This is a genomic window from Providencia sp. TYF-12 (genome assembly GCF_041344805.1).
In the GTDB taxonomy this organism is placed as follows: Bacteria; Pseudomonadota; Gammaproteobacteria; order Enterobacterales; family Enterobacteriaceae; genus Providencia; species Providencia huashanensis.
In genome coordinates, this window is the sequence record NZ_CP166833.1 from 2,110,263 (window position 1) to 2,128,721 (window position 18,459).

14 protein-coding genes are annotated in these 18,459 nt (G+C 39.6%); 11 read left to right on the forward strand and 3 right to left on the reverse strand.

From position 1 onward, the window contains the following. Positions 1–17 precede the first annotated feature (17 nt). From ABE954_RS09390 to umoD, 8 genes are all read left to right on the forward strand, one after another. Positions 18–416: a YcfL family protein gene (locus tag ABE954_RS09390; protein WP_042843449.1), complete on the forward strand. Its 399-nt coding sequence runs from the start codon at positions 18–20 to the stop codon at positions 414–416. Next, entirely contained in the window at positions 413–991 is a 579-nt protein-coding gene (gene lpoB / locus ABE954_RS09395) for a penicillin-binding protein activator LpoB (protein ID WP_166686905.1), read from the forward strand. Before ABE954_RS09390 ends, lpoB begins: the two co-directional genes overlap by 4 nt. Then, a complete protein-coding gene (locus tag ABE954_RS09400) occupies positions 984–1,856 on the forward strand; it encodes a phosphotransferase (protein WP_129466065.1) in 873 nt (290 codons plus the stop codon). Before lpoB ends, ABE954_RS09400 begins: the two co-directional genes overlap by 8 nt. 54 nt (positions 1,857–1,910) lie before the next feature. Further along, complete coding sequence (nagZ, locus tag ABE954_RS09405) at positions 1,911–2,933, forward strand: beta-N-acetylhexosaminidase (RefSeq protein ID WP_042843453.1); 1,023 nt, start codon at positions 1,911–1,913, stop codon at positions 2,931–2,933. Positions 2,934–4,312: 1,379 nt separating this feature from the next. After that, positions 4,313–5,665: an OprD family outer membrane porin gene (locus ABE954_RS09410; protein WP_042843454.1), complete on the forward strand. Its 1,353-nt coding sequence runs from the start codon at positions 4,313–4,315 to the stop codon at positions 5,663–5,665. A 39-nt stretch (positions 5,666–5,704) separates the two neighbouring features. After that, on the forward strand, positions 5,705–7,324 hold the full coding sequence (locus tag ABE954_RS09415; protein ID WP_129466064.1) for a bifunctional UDP-sugar hydrolase/5'-nucleotidase: 1,620 nt from the start codon (positions 5,705–5,707) through the stop codon (positions 7,322–7,324). 410 nt (positions 7,325–7,734) lie between these two features. Beyond that, positions 7,735–9,039, forward strand: a complete 1,305-nt coding sequence (locus ABE954_RS09420) for an NAD(P)/FAD-dependent oxidoreductase (protein ID WP_371025859.1) — start codon at positions 7,735–7,737, stop codon at positions 9,037–9,039. A 618-nt stretch (positions 9,040–9,657) separates the two neighbouring features. Next, on the forward strand, positions 9,658–10,254 hold the full coding sequence (gene umoD / locus ABE954_RS09425; protein WP_042843457.1) for a UmoD family flagellar biogenesis regulator: 597 nt from the start codon (positions 9,658–9,660) through the stop codon (positions 10,252–10,254). A gap of 74 nt (positions 10,255–10,328) precedes the next feature. Here umoD and mfd read toward each other — a convergent pair whose 3' ends face one another. Further along, positions 10,329–13,772 carry a transcription-repair coupling factor gene (mfd, locus tag ABE954_RS09430; RefSeq protein WP_166696675.1) on the reverse strand — a complete coding sequence of 1,148 codons (3,444 nt, stop codon included), beginning with the start codon at positions 13,770–13,772 and terminating at the stop codon, positions 10,329–10,331. A gap of 277 nt (positions 13,773–14,049) precedes the next feature. On the opposite strand from mfd, the gene lolC reads away from it, so the two are divergent. The 3 genes from lolC to lolE are packed head-to-tail and all read left to right on the forward strand — an operon-like array spanning position 14,050 to position 17,193. Then, positions 14,050–15,252 carry a lipoprotein-releasing ABC transporter permease subunit LolC gene (lolC, locus tag ABE954_RS09435; RefSeq protein WP_071548157.1) on the forward strand — a complete coding sequence of 401 codons (1,203 nt, stop codon included), beginning with the start codon at positions 14,050–14,052 and terminating at the stop codon, positions 15,250–15,252. Then, entirely contained in the window at positions 15,245–15,946 is a 702-nt protein-coding gene (lolD, locus tag ABE954_RS09440) for a lipoprotein-releasing ABC transporter ATP-binding protein LolD (RefSeq protein WP_042843461.1), read from the forward strand. Before lolC ends, lolD begins: the two co-directional genes overlap by 8 nt. After that, positions 15,946–17,193: a lipoprotein-releasing ABC transporter permease subunit LolE gene (gene lolE / locus ABE954_RS09445; protein ID WP_042843462.1), complete on the forward strand. Its 1,248-nt coding sequence runs from the start codon at positions 15,946–15,948 to the stop codon at positions 17,191–17,193. The genes lolD and lolE overlap by 1 nt, the downstream gene beginning before the upstream one ends. A gap of 55 nt (positions 17,194–17,248) precedes the next feature. Here the strand turns inward: lolE and ABE954_RS09450 are convergent, their stop codons facing one another. Both ABE954_RS09450 and ABE954_RS09455 read right to left on the reverse strand, forming a co-directional pair. Next, the gene (locus ABE954_RS09450) at positions 17,249–17,800 is read right to left on the reverse strand and encodes a class IV adenylate cyclase (RefSeq protein ID WP_371025860.1); all 552 of its coding nucleotides are present in this window, start codon (positions 17,798–17,800) and stop codon (positions 17,249–17,251) included. Positions 17,801–17,968: 168 nt separating this feature from the next. Further along, positions 17,969–18,457, reverse strand: a complete 489-nt coding sequence (locus ABE954_RS09455) for a TIGR00645 family protein (RefSeq protein WP_042843464.1) — start codon at positions 18,455–18,457, stop codon at positions 17,969–17,971. Positions 18,458–18,459: the final 2 nt, after the last annotated feature.

Here is an 18,459-nt window from a genome sequence, read left to right on the forward strand (position 1 = left end):
AGGAAGGGGCTCATACAATGAACCGCATAGTAATACTTGGGCTGATGGCTGTGTTATTAACTGGCTGTTTAAATAACAAACCTCAAGGGTTAGTTTTTAATGAGCAGCAGCGCGTTATTATGGAACCAGCAGTTTTAGCCCAAGGGGTCATTGTTGAGTCCCCCGTGATTAGTGTTGAAAACCACCAAACTGTTGCCACGCTTAGTATGAGTAATTTGCAGCCTGATGCCGTAGAGATTGCGTATCGTTTATATTGGTACGATAAACAAGGGTTGAAGGTGGATACTTCGAGTATCTTACATCAGCAAATTGCAGCGAATTCAACAGAAACTATTCAAGCCATGACCTCCTCATCACGCGCTAGCAATGTGCGTGTCCATGTGTTTTTATCACCTAAGGCCGGAGAAAAACAATGAAACGGATCTTAATGGTTGCGGTAGCAGCTTTAATCTTAGCAGGTTGCCCATCATATCCACCTCAACAGCCGGGAACACAACCACCGATTGTTCCTGTTGAGCCGGATCAACCACCAGAAGTGACACCACCGCCAACGGATGTCGTTCCGACACCGCCAAAACAGCAAACAACTGATTGGGCTGCATCGATAACACCTTTGGTTGGCCAAATGGTTGCTGCGGATGGCGTGGAAAGTGGCAAAGTGTTATTAGTTGATTCAGTGAAAAACAATACGAATGGCTCATTACCTGTACAGACTATTACATCAACAATGGCTAGCGCAGTTGAAAATACCAATCGTTTCAAAGTAGTCCCTCAAAGTGTGGTAAATTCTGCACGTAAAACATTAGGTTTATCACAAGAAGATAGCTTAGTGACGCGTAGTAAGGCGATTGGTCTAGGGCGTTATGTACAAGCTGATTACGTGATTTACAGTGTTATGTCAGGTTCAAATAAAGATAAGAGCCTTGAAATGCAACTAATGGAAGTGCAAACAGGCGAAATTATTTGGACTGGAAAGCACAGTATTGATTAACAGACAGTCACTTATTACGCTGTTATCTACCTATTTCCCAGAGATTAAATCAAGTCACTGGGAAATAACGCCGTTAACAGGGTTGTCAGGCGGGAGTTATTTATTGCAGTGTGTGCAGTCTAATCGCACACTTCAATTAGTGGCTCGTGCTAATGGTGAGACTCAGTCTTGTCTATATGTGGATCGCCGGAAAGAAGCGCGTATATTAAGACAATTGCAACCATACACATTTGCACCGACTGTCGTTGGTTATAACGCTCAATGGTTATTGTTGGCGTGGTGTGAAGGCTTGCATCCGGGCCCATCCACATTTTTATCCGCTGATTTTCAATGCCAACTAGCAAATACGCTTGCACAATTACATTGCAGCGCACTATTCGGCTACCGCTTGCAACTGCGCGATGAAATTGCGCATTATGGTTATTTGGTTGATACCAAACGTTTGTCACCACGTTGGAAAAAACTACATCGTCATTTCCTCTCTACTGCATTGCCAAAAACGTTGAAGTTGGCCCCTGCACATATGGATGTTCATCCTAAAAATATCATTAGTACTCATACAGGGGAGTTAATGCTATTGGATTGGGAATATGCCGCAAATACTGATATTGCATTTTCGTTAGAAACCTATTTTCAATTTAATAGTCTGACAGATAAACAGCGTCATTTTTTTCTCATGCAATACTGTGATGTGCAAAGTGCTTATCGGGATAAACAACAATTAGCTCAGCACTGCCAGTTATGGGAACCATGGGTAAAATATATGACGTTAATGTGGTATGAAGTGCAGTGGAATAAAAGTCAATTATCGCATTTTTTGGTACACTCGCAGTCATTACGCCACTACTTCGGTTTGTTGGGTTGATAATAAAGTTATCAACGAATAATTTTTGATTTAGTTAAATAAGTGAGGCATGTTATGGGTCCGATAATGCTGGATGTTCAAAGTTATGAATTAGATAACGAAGAGCGCGAAATATTGGCTCACCCATTAGTGGGGGGCTTGATTTTATTTACCCGTAACTTTCATGATGCTGCACAATTACGAGAGCTTGTGCGCCAAATACGTGATGCGTCAAGGCACCGTCTGCTGGTTGCTGTTGACCAAGAAGGTGGGCGAGTACAACGCTTTCGTGATGGTTTTACTGCGCTACCTTCGGCACAGGCTTTTGCTGAGCTAAATAACCCTATGGACGGTGCTAAGTTGGCACAAGAAGCGGGGTGGTTAATGGCAGCAGAAATGATAGCGATGGATATTGACATTAGTTTTGCCCCAGTGTTGGATCTTGGCCATCAAAGTATCGCGATTGGGGAGCGTTCGTTCCATAAAGATCCTGAAATGGCGATGATGATGGCAGAACGTTTTATTAAAGGAATGCACAGTGCAGGGATGAAGACAACAGGGAAACATTTCCCTGGGCATGGTGCAGTTAAAGCTGATTCGCATAAAGAAACACCTCGTGATGACCGTACATTGGAAACTATCCGGGGTAAAGATATGTCGATTTTTAAAGATTTTATCCAACGTGAATTACTTGATGCAATTATGCCAGCGCATGTCATTTACACTCAAGCTGATGAACGCCCTGCGAGTGGTTCGCCATTTTGGTTAAAATCAGTGCTACGGGAACAGCTTGGTTTTAATGGTGTCATTTTCTCTGATGATTTATCGATGGAAGGGGCAGCAATTATGGGGAGCTATCCAGAAAGAGCACAAGCGTCTTTAAATGCTGGGTGTGATATGGTTTTGGTGTGCAATAACCGCGAAGGTGCGGTAAGTGTACTTGATAACTTACCTAAACAGCATGATAGCCAAGCCTCTAAGTTATATCACAGTGGCCGTCAATACAGTTTGACCGAGTTACAAGGGTTGGCTCGTTGGCAAGAAAGCCATCGGCAATTAGTGGATTTACACCAAAGATGGCAAGCACACCGTCAATAACATTAAGGTGAATAAAATATAGCCGGTAAATTAAACTATTTACCGGCTATTTTGCATAAATACGCATTGAAGTGAAAAATAACGACGTATAAGTAGTATGAAAGGGAAGTATAACCACTTTGAAAGTTACCCGTAACGTTATTAATATAATGATTAAATCATCATATTATTATATTAAAAATGTGATGGTAAAGTATCTAGCATAATGGTTACATTCAAAAAAATAATTAATTATTCTATTCATTTAAGCTGTAGTCTTTTAAAGGTCAACTCAAAATAATAATCCATAGTTTATTTGTAATGGATACATATATTGATATTGCTAGGTGTTTTTTCAATATAAACAGCCGGATATTTGTCTTATGTATCACTTTATTTTGGTGAGAGCGCCTATAAGTAAAAAGAAAATGATAATAGCTATTAATGATAAAAGTTAAGATAAATTTAAATTAGTGGATAGCTAAATAAAATCGATTAACCCTAATGCTTAAATACTCTTATCTTTTTTGTAATATTATTAACATTAATTTTAATGTATAAAAAAACAGTTTTATTCAAATTTTTCATGTCTAGATAAATTAACAGTAAATTAATTATACAAGTATTAAAAAAATCTATGCATATGAGTTTTTTTTAATCAGTATCTAAAGGTTATTTAGGGACAATGTCTATTTTTTAACTATTCACGGTGTACTGCGCTATCAAATGTCCCCTCATCTTTATTGTTAGTAATGCTTACAGTGATAAATAAACACCAAAACAAGTGTGATCTTAATCACTATTAGTTGGTTTAAATAATGCAATTTATGTAACGTGTTGTGACAGTGATCGTTTTAATTGACGTAAAATTACGTTAGCATCCACATTATGAATTTTTTATGACAATTTAGAGCAATAACTAATCGATTATAAAAATAACAATAAACTGGATGGTGGCGTTTTAAGTTAAATAATGTTTCTTTGATTGAGATAAGCATTTCTCAGACTATGACTCTGCCTATTAAATAAGAAAATAGAAGCACAACATATAGTGGCGTGTGTATTAACGCTTGTTTAAATAATATCTGAAATATTGTTTCTTAACTAAAATTAACGCGAAATTTGAGTAAAGTAATGGTGGTGAATTATTAAAGGCTATTAGGTCTTTACTATAAGTAGAACGCCTTATTTATGGTAATTAAGTAAACACTAATGCAGTGAAATATCTGTATTGAATTTTTTATTTTAAAAATTGACTTATGTGTTTGAAAGGGATGTATCAGTTTGACTTTAAGTAAAGTTGTTTTATTAAGCTAAAAATAAAAATGGTGTTTTGTTGTTCATGGTTACATGACGCAGCATAAAATTAATTCAAATAATCATTAACTAGGTTAATTTCAATGAAAGTTAAAAATATTGCGCTATTAATGCTTTCTCCTTGTTGTTTAGCAGTCGCAATGGCAAATGCCAGCAATTGGGAAAACACAATTAAAGAAAATTCATTTATTGCGGATTCTGAGTTAGAACTGTCAACTCGTAACATGTGGAAGTACTTAAAAACCGAAAATCGTTTTGATAAAAATGAGCAACGCTATAGAAAACAAGTTGCTAACGCTTGGGGGCAAAACTTCCAAGCTGATTTCAAATCAGGTTATTTTGCTGACGTAATCGGGTTTGATGCTTCTTACTATGGTGGTATTAAACTCGGTGCAAGTAAAGACTTCGCCTCCCGTGCAATTTTATATAACGACGATGGTCACGCTAAAGGCTATAACAAAATCGGACAACGTTATGCGAAAGTAAAATTCGACCTTGACCCTGTTCAATTCCACGGTAAAGCGGGTTGGTTCACACTGAAAAACAAAGGTATTTTTACTAATTCACAACGCCTTTCATTAAACAGTTATAGCGGTTATTACACCAATACAGCAATTGATGACTGGAGCCTAGATTTACTCTATCTCGACAAAAAAGTAATGCGTCGTGATAGTCCAAATATTGATGCTATGTATTTTACTGATGCTAATGGTAAACGACATAAGGTTAATCATGTGATCACTGGTGGTATTAATTACAATACTAAGCCATTGACTGTTCACTATTTCTATGGGCAGGCAGATGATTTATTTCGTCAGCAAGGTCTCGAAGCTAAATATAAGTTAACTTCAGATGTTACGCTTGGAACGCAAATTTACAATCATGAATATGGTAGTGATGGTAAGCGCACCGAAAAAAATGATGCTATCGGTAAGCGTAATTTCGACAAACGAGCATGGCACTATGCAGGAACCGCTGACTGGCGTATTCCAGAGTCACCTTGGACACTCCGCGCTGGTTTAACTTACACTCAAGCAAAAAAAGCAAATGGTGTCGGTCAATTCGCACGTAACCCAATTGGTAATACGCGTGGTCGTTTTAACTCGCCAGCTTATGCGGATATCGATTACGTTCGTGATGGGGAAACTATGGTCGCGATGGCTGCCGAATATCGTGTAAGTAAAGAGCTTTCTGTTGGTGCTCGTACCAATTACTCAGAATTTAAATATGAAGGTGAAAGGTTAAAACAAGGTCAATTGGGTCTGTTCAGCTATTGGAAACCAACTGAAAACCTATCCGTGTCATTGAGCGGAGGTTTAGGTTGGCATCACCGCCAAGAGAACGATTATACAACGCCTAAGCTATATGATGGCCATTCACGCCGTGCGCACTCCTTATCTGGTTCAATGACAACCACTTATCGGTTCAAAATGTAGTTGCCAGCAGAGTGAAATTTACAATAAAAGGTAAGATAAATGAAACATAAAATTGGGCTACTCACACTGTTAATTTCAGGTGCTTTACTGGCCGGTTGTGCTCAGAAAACATCGGATACGGTTAAAGTTCAGGTCATTGGTATCAATGATTTCCATGGCGCACTAAAAGCGCCAGGAGATGGTAAGTTAGGTGGAATAGAATCAATCGCCACCTTAGTAAACCAGTTAAGAGCGCAGAATGATAAAACTATTGTTGTTGGTGCAGGGGATTTAGTTGGTGCAAGCCCATTATTGTCATCGATGTTCTATGATGAGCCTACTATTGAAGCATTAAGTGCAATAGGCATGGAAACCAGTGCAGTTGGTAACCATGAGTTTGACAAAGGCAAAGAAGAGCTATTAAGAAAGCAAAATGGTGGCTGTCATCCAACCGCGGGTTGTGTTGGTAAAGACTCATTTGCAGGTGCCGATTTTAACTATTTAGCGGCTAACGTTATTGTAAAAGAAACAGGTGAAACTCTGTTCCCATCATATTTCATTAAAGAATTTGATGGTATTCCAATGGCGTTTATTGGCCTAACTTTAGAAGGCACACCTGCTATTGTAACGCCAAGCGGTACCGCTGGATTAGAGTTTAAAAACGAAGTTGAAACTATTAATAACCAAGTGAAGCTATTGAAGGCACAAGGTATTAATAGCATCGGTGTTCTGATCCATGAAGGGGCGACACAGCAAGTTGATACGAAAGTTAAAGATATTAACCGTTGTGATAATATCAAAGGCCCAATTGTTGATATTGTAAACCAACTAGATGGCGCTGTAGACTTTGTGGTCAGTGGTCATACGCATCAAGCGTACAATTGTGAAATCAATGGTAAAACCGTGATTTCTGCACAATCAAATGGCGCATTGCTTTCTCAGTTAAATATTGAAATTGATAGAAATACAAAAGATATTGTTAGCATCAATGCGAAAAATATTCCTGTTGAAACAAAACGTTATGAGAAAAACCCAGAGTTAACGACTTTTGTTCAAAGATATGAACAAATTGCGTTACCTATTTCACAACAAGTGATGGGAACTTTGACGGAGAGTTCAGACAAAAAATTATTGCCAGCGGGTGACTCTACATTAGGTAAAATTATCGCTGATGGTCAACTCTATGCCGCTTCAAGTAAAGAAGCTGGTGGTGCGCAAATCGCCTTTATGAATAGTGGTGGTATTCGTGCTGATCTGAAAGCCGGTGAACTGACCTATGGTGATATTTTTACTGTTCAACCATTCTCAAATGTTGTCGTGACTCAATCTTTAACGGGTGAGCAAATCAAACAGGCGTTAGAACAACAATGGGATCGTGCGCGTCCACAAGTAATGCCTGTTTCTAAAGGTTTTTATTACGAATGGGATGATAGCCGACCTGTTGGTGATAAAGTCATTCAAAAATCAATGAAGTTAAATGGTAAACCGTTAGACATGAAAAAAAGCTATCGAGTTGCAGCCAATGAGTTTTTAGCAACGGGTGGTAGCCGATTCAGCGCGTTTAATCAAGGTAAAGACCGCGTTTACAGTGTGCCTGATAACGAAGCATTGATGCATTATTTTAAAGATAACTCACCAGTTTCAGTCCCAACTGATGTACGTATCAAAAAAATTAACTAGTTAAATCGAACGATATAACAACTAAAAACCCGAAGTGTTTAATCTCTTCGGGTTTTTTCTTTGTTTCAGCATTTATCTCGACCCTTTTTCTTTGGGTTAACAATTAACGGTAGCGTCTATATCAAAAACAATGAGATAATAATTCTCATTATCGTTAATTCGTTGTGAACTTAACTGTTTGAACGATCTCAAGCTGATTCGATTCATTCCTCGTTAAAAATGATTTGACGAATGTGATGGTTGTCATAATAATCAACTAAATTGATATGGATCAATATTTGGTATTACCAATTACCCAGTCATGTTATTCTATTTAATTCATAGTGTAAGGCATGGCTAATTAATGTTATCTAAGTTTTTTATCATAAAAGTGCTTAGATAATATTAATATATTTTGTTTCGAGGGATTTATGACCTTATCTCAACCAAAAATCATCGTCGTCGGAGGTGGTGCCGGTGGTTTGGAACTGGCAACACGTTTAGGGCGCAAATTAGGCCGGAAAAAACGAGCACATATCACACTCGTTGACCGTAATCCAAGCCATTTATGGAAGCCATTGTTACATGAAGTTGCTACTGGTTCATTGGATGATGGGGTTGATGCGATTAGCTATCTTGCCCATGCGCGCCATAATGCATTTAATTTCCAGTTAGGTTCATTGACTAATATTGACCGTGATAATAAAAAAATAGTGCTTGGTGAGCTATATGATAAACATGGTGAATTATTAGTTCCTTTACGTGAGCTTGAATATGATATTTTAGTGATGGCACTGGGAAGCAAGTCGAATGATTTTGGTACCCCAGGTGTGAAAGAACATTGTATTTTCTTAGATAATCCACAGCAGGCTCATCGCTTTCATGATGAAATGCTAAACCTGTTCTTACGCTATTCTGTACGTGATAATGCAGAAGAAAAAGTGAATATTGCCATAGTTGGGGGCGGGGCTACAGGTGTTGAGCTATCCGCTGAATTATATAATGCGGTTGAGCAACTCACTAGTTATGGGTTTAAAGGGCTAGATACCGATGCTCTCAATGTTACTCTGATTGAGGCTGGGGAGCGTATTTTACCTGCTTTACCTCCGCGGATCTCTAGCGCTGCGCATCAGGAGTTAAACAAGCTTGGTGTCAATGTATTGACTAAAACTATGGTCACTAGCGCTGATGCGGATGGTTTGAATACTAAACAAGACGGCAAAGTATTTGCTGATCTAATGGTTTGGGCTGCTGGCATCAAAGCGCCGGATTTCATGAAAGACATCGCAGGTTTAGAAACAAATCGTATAAATCAACTGGTAGTTAAGCCTACGTTGCAAACTACACGCGATAATATGATTTTTGCGATTGGCGATTGCGCCTCTTGTGCTAAACCTGAAGGGGGCTTTGTACCGCCAAGGGCGCAGTCTGCACATCAAATGGCAAGTCGTTGTTATGACAATATTTTAGCCATGATGAAAGAAAAACCATTAAAAGATTATGTTTATAAAGACCATGGCTCATTAGTCTCATTATCACGCTTTAGTACCGTGGGCAGTTTGATGGGGAATTTGATGCGTGGAGATATGATGGTCGAAGGGCGTATTGCACGTTTTGTGTATATTTCTTTGTATCGTATGCACCAGATAGCTTTGCATGGTTATATCCAAACGGGCTTAATGATGTTAGTAGGGAGTATTAACCGAATTATACGACCCAAGTTGAAATTACACTAGCCGCGATTTGTTAACATATCTAATTGATCTTCATCAAATTTTATGCACCTAGTTATTAATTTGATTAGGTGCATTATTTTTTAATGTGGTTAAAATAACCAATAAAATCAATGATAAAAGAATCATATTGATATCGTATATGAGAGTATTTTTATTTAGTAACGTTAATATTTGTAATAAAAACTATTTAGATCAATTTTAGTTGGTTGGTGATCGATTATATTACAGGCATTACTTATAGAGGTCTAAGTTACTTTATACGGATAATAAAGATGAGTTTAAAACCATATATTGAGCTCATATTATAATCAGTTACGGTAACATTTTTTATTGATGAAAGATGTATGTTGTAAATATATTGGTATAACTCAGAAAATTTAGAAATCGATAAACTATAATATATTGATTAATATAGTTAATTTAACCTATTTTATTTATCGCTGAGTCATATCATGGATATTAAACCTCACATTTAATTAATTTAAATCTTATATTAAGTAAAATTTAACAATTATAATTTCGGATAAATCTAAAAAATATATCTAATGCATGTAATGCATCGAATTATCTTGAGTAGCCGTTACAATAGGTCAGTATTAATTTAATAAGGATTGTACTATGAAGCTAAAATTTAAGTTGTTATTAGCAGCTATAGTGGCATGCCTTATTGTATTGTTAGTTGTTATCTTCACGCGTGAGCCTGAAATTAAATTAGCAACCGTATTATCGGTTGAGCCTATCAAATCTAACCGGCTTGTTGAGTACCAAAATTGTACGGTAACTGGGGTTTTAGGTACTTTTGACCAACAATCACTTTCTCGTTTTCACCCTGCGCAAAGCGAATGTAAAATGGTCTTTATGATAGAAGCGCTACAAGGTAAGGGGTTCCCATCCTTGTTTTATGAGCGTGACCCAACCTGTGTATCAGCGCAAAAAATGGAATTAGTTGTGGTTGGCTATGATGTTGTCTACCAAATTGGTAAAACAGTGGGGAAAGTGAGAACTTCCTATGCACCTTCTATGTTTATTCCGTTAAATGAGGAGGGGCGTTTGGTTTTGACATCATCAGCTTCTGTATGCGAAACAATCCGCAGTGATGTCAAAAGCTTATTGCCATTTTATTGTTTACAACCAAATAATTTACCAATTACTGGAAACCCGTCTGCAATATTAGAATTGCAACCAAACCAAAATACTTTTGGTTTTATGGAATAGGTTTAACCAATTTGAATATTCTATTACAGGCAATCTTAATTGATTGCCTGTAACATTTTTACACCTTGAGTTTTTTAGGTTAATTGGTGTTCTTCAAAACTGGTTAATAGTTGTTTTATAAACTCAAGCCGAGTTGTCCTTTCCGCTAAATCATGGAAAAACTTCAGTCGGACGGGACCCTCTAAGCGATAAGTTTGTGGTTGATTTTGTAACAAGCTGATCAAGAAGCCCGGTTCGACTTTATTTTTCTCACTAAACTCAATAAAACCCCCTTTCTCATGGGCTTCAATACGCTTAATACCTAAAGCTTGAGCTTGCAAACGAATTGCAGCAGACGTTAAAAGGAACTTGCCTGCATCAGGGAGGGTGCCAAAACGGTCAATTAACTCGGTACGTAATTCGTTTAATTCTTGATTATCTTTTGCACTGGCTATCCGTTTATAAAAAGACAGTCGCATATTTACATCGTGTATATAATCGTCAGGCAAAAGAACCGGCATCCGTAGCTCAACTTCAGTTTGTTGGCTAGTTAAGTCTTCCAGTGAAGGTTCACGCCCTTCTTTTAGGGCCTCGACCGCGCTTTCTAACAGTTCCATATATAAGGTAAAGCCAACAGTTGTCATCTGCCCGCTTTGGTCTTCGCCAAGTAATTCTCCTGCACCTCGAATTTCTAAATCATGAGTCGCAAGTGCGAACCCAGCCCCTAAATCTTCAAGTGAAGAAATGGCTTCGAGACGCTTGTGGGCATCTGTTGTCATTGCTTTAGGATGCGGTGTGAGTAAGTAAGCATAAGCTTGGTGGTGTGACCGGCCGACTCGACCACGTAATTGATGCAATTGTGCTAACCCAAAATGGTCAGCTCGTTCAATGATAATGGTATTTGCAGTAGGAATATCGATACCCGTTTCGATAATAGTCGTACATATCAAGACATTAAAACGTTGATGATGGAAGTCGGTCATCACCCGTTCTAATTCCCGCTCCCGCATTTGGCCATGACCAACAACGAAACGAGCCTCAGGGACTAGTTCTTCAAGGCGCGCTTTGGCTTTTTCAATATTTTCAACATCATTGTATAAGTAGTAAACTTGGCCCCCACGTAGTGTTTCACGTAAAATGGCTTCACGTACCACGAGCTCGTCATATTGGCGAACAAAGGTTTTTACAGCTAAACGGCGTGCTGGCGGCGTGGCGATAATGGATAGATCGCGCATACCACTCATTGCCATATTCAGTGTCCGAGGAATAGGGGTTGCTGTAAGTGTTAAAATATCAACGTCTGCACGCATAGCTTTTATTCGTTCTTTATGACGGACGCCAAAGCGGTGCTCTTCATCTACTACCAATAAGCCCAAATCTTTCCATACTAAATCACTTTGTAGCAGTTTATGAGTACCAATTAAAATATCAACTTTGCCTTCTGCAGTCTCAGCAATAATCTGTTGCTGCTCTTTCGCCGTTTTAAAGCGAGACAACATTTCTATACGCACAGGCCAATTGGCGAATCGGTCTTTGAAATTATCATAATGCTGTTGTGCAAGTAAGGTGGTTGGAACTAAAACAGCTACCTGCTTATTATTGTTGATAGCTAGGAATGCTGCACGCATAGCCACCTCGGTTTTACCGAACCCAACATCACCGCATACCAACCTATCCATAGCTAATGGTTGGCACATATCACTGAGTACAGCATTAATTGCCATCTCTTGGTCAGGGGTTGTTTCGAAAGGAAAACCTTGGCAAAACTCTTGGTACTGTTCTTTATCATGTTTGAAAGCAAAGCCCGCTTTGGCTGCACGCTGTGCGTAAATATCCAGCAGCTCTGCTGCAACATCACGTACTTTTTCAGCCGCTTTTTGGCGGGCACGTCCCCAGCTATCACTGCCTAGCTTATGTAATGGCGCATTTTCATCCGCACCACCCGCATAGCGGCTAATTAAATGCAGTGACGAGACCGGAACATAGAGTTTATCTTCACCTGCATAAGTTAAGATTAAGTATTCTGCTTTAATGCCACCGGCTTCTAGGGTGATTAACCCTTGATAGCGACCAACGCCGTGTTCAATATGGACGACGGGTTGCCCCGGACGTAATTCAGCTAAGTTACGGATCAGTGTATCGGTATTAATTGTTCGGCGGTTATCAGTACGACGACGAACAACGCGTTCACCTAACAGGTCGCTTTCGCATATCAACGCTTTATGGGCATCGACTTGAATAAAACCATGCTCAGCTGCGCCGATAGTAATAGCAAAACGGCTATCAATGTGACTTGCGTAATGCTCAATAATTTCAGGGCGAATTTTCAAGCGAGCTAACAGTTCCGTAACTGTTTCACGGCGACCTTCACTTTCCACAGAAAAGATGATCTTGCCATCAAACTGTTCCGTGAATTGACGAAGTTTGTCTAAAGGGGTCTTGCTTTGGCCTTGAGTACTGATGTCCGGTAGCGGTAAATAGTCTAAATTCGTATTAGCGGCTTTGGGAGCTAAAGATTCAGTGGATAATTGAACACGAGGCCATTGTTTTAATGATTGGTTGAGCTGTTCAACGGTTAACCATAAGTCTGTAGGGGGGAGTAATGGCCGCATTGGGTCAACCCTACGGCTATCATAACGTTGCAACGTATCGAGTTGAAAGCGTTCTGCGGCTTCTTGTAGATTTTGTGAAACCAATAAACTAGATGACGGTAAATAATCAAATAACGAGGGCAGAGGCTGTGAAAAAAATAAAGGCTGCCAATATTCGATACCAGTTGGTAACGTATTTTTACTGACTTGCTGGTAAATGTGCTCTGGGTCACGGCGAACGTCAAAGCGTTCCCGCCACTGGCTACGGAAACGTTCAATTGCGTCTTTATCTGTTGGAAACTCGTGAGCAGGGAGGAGATTGATATGGCTAACTTCTTCAAGTGTTCGTTGTGAGTCAACGTCAAAAGTTCGCAAACTATCAATTTCATCATCAAAGAAATCAATACGAAATGGTAATGTACTGCCCATTGGGAATAAATCTAATAACGCCCCACGGGTTGCATACTCGCCATGCTCTAGAACTTGCTCAACATGGCGATAGCCTGCTTTGTCTAATTCGGCACGTAAATTATCACGGGAAAGTTTATCGCCTTTTGCCATGACCAATGCATGGCTAGTTAAAAAATCAGGGGGACAAACTTTCTGCATAAGCGTATTAACCGGAAGGATTAATGCGCCTTTTTGCATAGATGGTAAGCGGTATAGTGTTGATAAACGATGAGAAATGATTTCTTGATGTGGGGAGAAATTGTCATAAGGCAATGTTTCCCAATCAGAAAGGGTTTCAATAGGGTGATGTGTAAATTGTTGAATTTCATCACGTAAGCGCAAAGTATTTTGCATATCACGAGTGACAATAACAACAGGCCCTTGATGACGTTGGATCATTTCTCCACATTCAAGCGCACCAGCCGCCCCGATAAGGCAACCTAAATGGCGGACATCGCCACTACGACTAGGGAGTTCATAACGAAATTTTGACGACATAGAAATCTTTGGTATCTCACAGCGATTAGTTAAGCAATTAAACAAAATTCAATATAATGATAGCCAGTTTTTTTATGATTAATACTTAAATTAACCAATAGATAGTTAAACAATAAAATTCACAATAATACAATCGGTTTTAACTCGTAATTTGTCTGAAAGTCAGACAAAAAGGCACTCAAATAAGAAAAAATACCCGTGAGTGGTTCCATTCATCAATCGTACCCTTTATTATCGCTGAACACTTCGCTTTGGCAACAGGGGCATCATAGACTTCATGCACCAATCTGTCTCATTATTTATAGGTCTACGCTATTTACGTGGACGCGCTGCCGATAAATTCGGGCGCTTTGTTTCCAGTTTGTCAGCAATCGGCATCACACTGGGCGTTACGGCATTAATTACGGTTACATCAGTGATGAATGGTTTCGAGCGATCGCTACAAGATAGCATACTTGCTTATATGCCGCAGGCAATTTTAACCTCAGCATCTGGAAATATCGACCCAGCCCAACACCCCATAAAGGCCTTACAGAATTTAAAAGGGGTTAACCACATAGCTCCCATTGTACAATCTGATGTCGTACTACAAAGCCGCACCAATGTTGGTGTTGGAATGATGGGGGGAATCGAACCAACAGAACCTTCTTTGCTATTAGACAAACTGATTAGTGGCCAACGAGAGGACCTAAAAGCAGGTAGCTACAATGTGTTTTTGGGGAATAAACTGGCGGAAAATTTAGGAGTTAAGCGGGGGGATGAAGTCCGTTTAATCATTCCGGGTGTGAGCCAGTTAACGCCAATGGGGCGTATTCCAAGTCAGCGTTTGTTTAACGTCGCAGGTATTTTCCAAACCAATGGCGAAGCGGATACCAGTGAATTGATTGTTGCGCAGCAAGATGCAGCACGTATGTTGCGTTATCCAGCTGGTCGTATTACTGGGTGGCGTTTGTATTTAGATGAACCTTTAAAAGTGGATGAACTAAGTAAGCAAGCATTGCCTAGCGGGTTGGTATGGACGGATTGGCGAGAACGCAAAGGGGAGTTTTTTCAAGCTGTACGCATGGAAAAAAATATGATGGGTTTACTACTTAGCCTAATTATTGCGGTGGCAGCTTTTAATATTATCACTTCGTTATCACTTCTGGTGATGGAAAAACAAGGTGAAGTTGCAATATTAAAAACCCTCGGTCTAAAACGCTGGCGTATTTTAGCCATCTTTATGATCCAAGGCGCAGGCGCAGGGGTGATTGGCTCACTAGTGGGGACGGTACTTGGTACACTATTGTCTAGTCAGTTAAATTTTATCATGCCACTGATTGGTTTATTACCAAAAGGTGTATCTCTACCGATTGTACTTGATTACTCAGGTATTTTAATTATTGCACTAAGTGCGATGCTGATTTCACTGCTTGCGACGCTTTATCCTTCTTGGCGTGCAGCAGCGGTCCAACCTGCTGAGGCTTTACGTTATGAATAAACAACCACTTCTTGTCTGTGAAAATTTAAATAAAACCTATCAAGAAGGGGCATTGTCTACGCAAGTGCTAAAAAATGTCAGCTTTTCTATGGGGCTTGGCGAAATGATGGCCATTGTGGGGAGCTCCGGGTCTGGTAAAAGTACCTTATTACATTTACTTGGTGGTTTAGATACGCCATCTGAAGGGAATGTAATTTTTCGCGGGCAGCATATTAATCAATTGTCTTCTGATGAACGTGCTGCTATTCGAAATAAGGATTTAGGCTTTATTTATCAGTTCCACCACCTACTACCTGACTTTACGGCTCTTGAAAATGTGGCTATGCCACTGTTAATTGGTGGTGCTGCAAAAGAATTGGCATTGACTAAAGCGACAGAAATGTTAGAAGCGGTAGGTTTGGCACATCGTGCAGGGCATAGGCCTTCTGAGTTATCAGGGGGGGAGCGTCAACGGGTGGCAATCGCCAGAGCGTTGGTTAATGAGCCCGCTTTAGTATTAGCTGATGAACCAACGGGGAATCTTGATTTACGTAACGCAGATGCCATTTTTGAGTTATTGGGGGAGCTAAATCGTACACAACGTACTGCTTTTTTAGTTGTCACTCATGATATGACATTGGCGCGCCGTTTATCCCGCCAATTGGAAATGCGTGACGGGCACTTACAACAGGAAGTTACCTTGGGGGCTCGGTAATGTTTAAAATGCCTCTTACATTATTAACAGCGTTACGCTTTAGTCGTGGTCGCCGTCGGACGGGGTTGGTTTCTTTGGTGTCGATAGTGTCGACATTGGGTATTGTGCTTGGCGTTGCTGTTTTAGTCATCGGCTTGAGTGCCATGAATGGTTTTGAGCGCGAATTAAATAACCGCGTGCTATCTGTGGTCCCACATGGTCAGATATATGCAGTAAAGCCCCCTTATAAAGATTTAGATTTTGCCGAACAAGTCATTCGCAAAACCCCAGGTGTGGAAGCCGTGAGTCCATACATCAATTTTACAGGGTTGCTTGAGCGGGGGGCGAATTTAAAAGCAATCCAAGTGATGGGAGTTTCTCGCGAAACGCAATCGCAAGTTAGTGCATTGCCACAGTTTATCCTTAACGATGCATGGGAGCATTTTGAAGCAGGGAAACAATCCATTATTTTGGGGCAAGGCGTTGCTAATGCATTGAATGTTAAGGAAGGGGACTGGGTTACAATCATGATCCCCAATACGGATGAAAGTTTGAAAATCCAACAGCCTAAACGTATTCGTGTTCAGGTAACGGGGGTGTTTAAGCTTAGTGGTTTATTGGATCACCAACTTGCTTTAGTGCCGCTTGCGGATGCTCAAGAATACCTTGATTACGGTGATGGCGTGACAGGTTTCGAAATTAAAGCAACAGATCCTTTTATCGCCGATAAGGTGGTTTATGATGCTGGGTTAAAGACAATGCATCATGTCATCGTTAAAAGCTGGATTGGTGATTACGGCTATATGTACAATGATATTCAAATGGTTAGAAGTATTATGTACTTAGCTATGATCCTAGTGATTGGCGTTGCATGCTTTAATATTGTATCGACTCTTGTGATGGCAGTTAAAGATAAAAGCAGTGATATTGCTGTACTACGGACGCTAGGGGCTAAGGATGGGCAAATCCGTGCTATTTTCTTATGGTATGGGTTATTAGGTGGCTTAGTTGGCTCTTTGATTGGTGTTGTATTAGGTATAACGATATCCTTAAATTTAACAACTATAATCAAAGGGATAGAAAAAGTAGTCGGTCACCCAATTCTATCTGGAGATGTTTACTTTATCGATTTTCTGCCTTCTGAATTGCATATGATGGATGTGGTCTATGTTTTAATCACAACGATTATTTTAAGTTTGGTGGCAAGTTGGTACCCAGCTCGCCGAGCAAGCAAATTAGACCCAGCTCGCATCCTTAGTGGTCAATAATCAGTGCACACTCAGCCAATCACCTTAGCAATAGGCTTTAAGGTGATTGGCTTCTTTATTGGGTTTGTGTTTCTAAGAACATTTGTTTATAGCTACGCTTTTCAATCATCGCTTCCGTGAAACCATATGTCATCGCAACACTTAATAATTTGTTATATAAGTGTTTGAGTAAACGACTATCGTCCGTCATGATAGCGAATTCGGCAAACCAACCGATGCCAGCAAGATGGTCTATGGTGATATGAACATCATTCAGGAAGTAAATACTACGAACTTTTGTTGTCACCAAACTACAGTGATAACCTAGTGTTACTAACATATTTTGCACATGTTGGCAGTCATCAATATTAATTGCTTTACATTCGGAAGAACCTGGGCCCTTGACTATCCATAACTTAATCCCTGACGGAACCATCTTACGAACACACATGCTAATATTATTCGCTGCAAGTGGCGAATTTTCACTGTCATAGAAATAATCAGTTTCTGAATTATTTTCAGTAAATGGCTCAGCTTGGTCGGCTTTTATTTTTTGTAGAAAACTCTCAGGGTTTGGTAACCGAAATTTAATTTCAGCTTCATATTTACCGACAAAGTGCTCGCTCATTAAAATATTCCTTATAATCAATAGGCAAGTAGGTGGTTAGGATAGCATAAATGGCGAGTATTCAGTGTGTTAAAGATGCGTTAGAGGGGGCGTTTAATAGCCTATTATTGATAAAATAGGCTATTAAATTAGTTTTAATCAGAGCTGTAGCTATAGGCGGTCATGTTGCTATTTTTTAGTCATTTTATCTAAATAGCCCATGACAAAAGCAGATAAAACAAAGGTTAAATGAATGATCACATACCACATTAGTTTATCGTTCGAAACGCTTTTTAAGTCCATAAAAATTTTCAATAAGTGAATTGATGAAATTGCGACAATAGATGCAGCCACTTTATTCTTCAGTGACGAGGCATCCATTTTACCTAGCCAACCTAACTTTTCACTTTCTTCTGGGATATCCATTTGGGAGACAAAGTTTTCATATCCTGAAAACATCACCATCACTAATAACCCACCGACTAATGCCATATCAATTAATGAGAGCAATGTGAGGATGAGATCTGCCTCTGGTATTGCTAAAATATTCGGCAAAATATGGAACAGTTCTTGAAAGAACTTAATAGTTAATGCCAACAGTGTCAGTGAAAGCCCGAAATAAATTGGCGCTAAAATCCAGCGTGAAGCATACATTGTTTTTTCGAAAAACTTTTCCATGC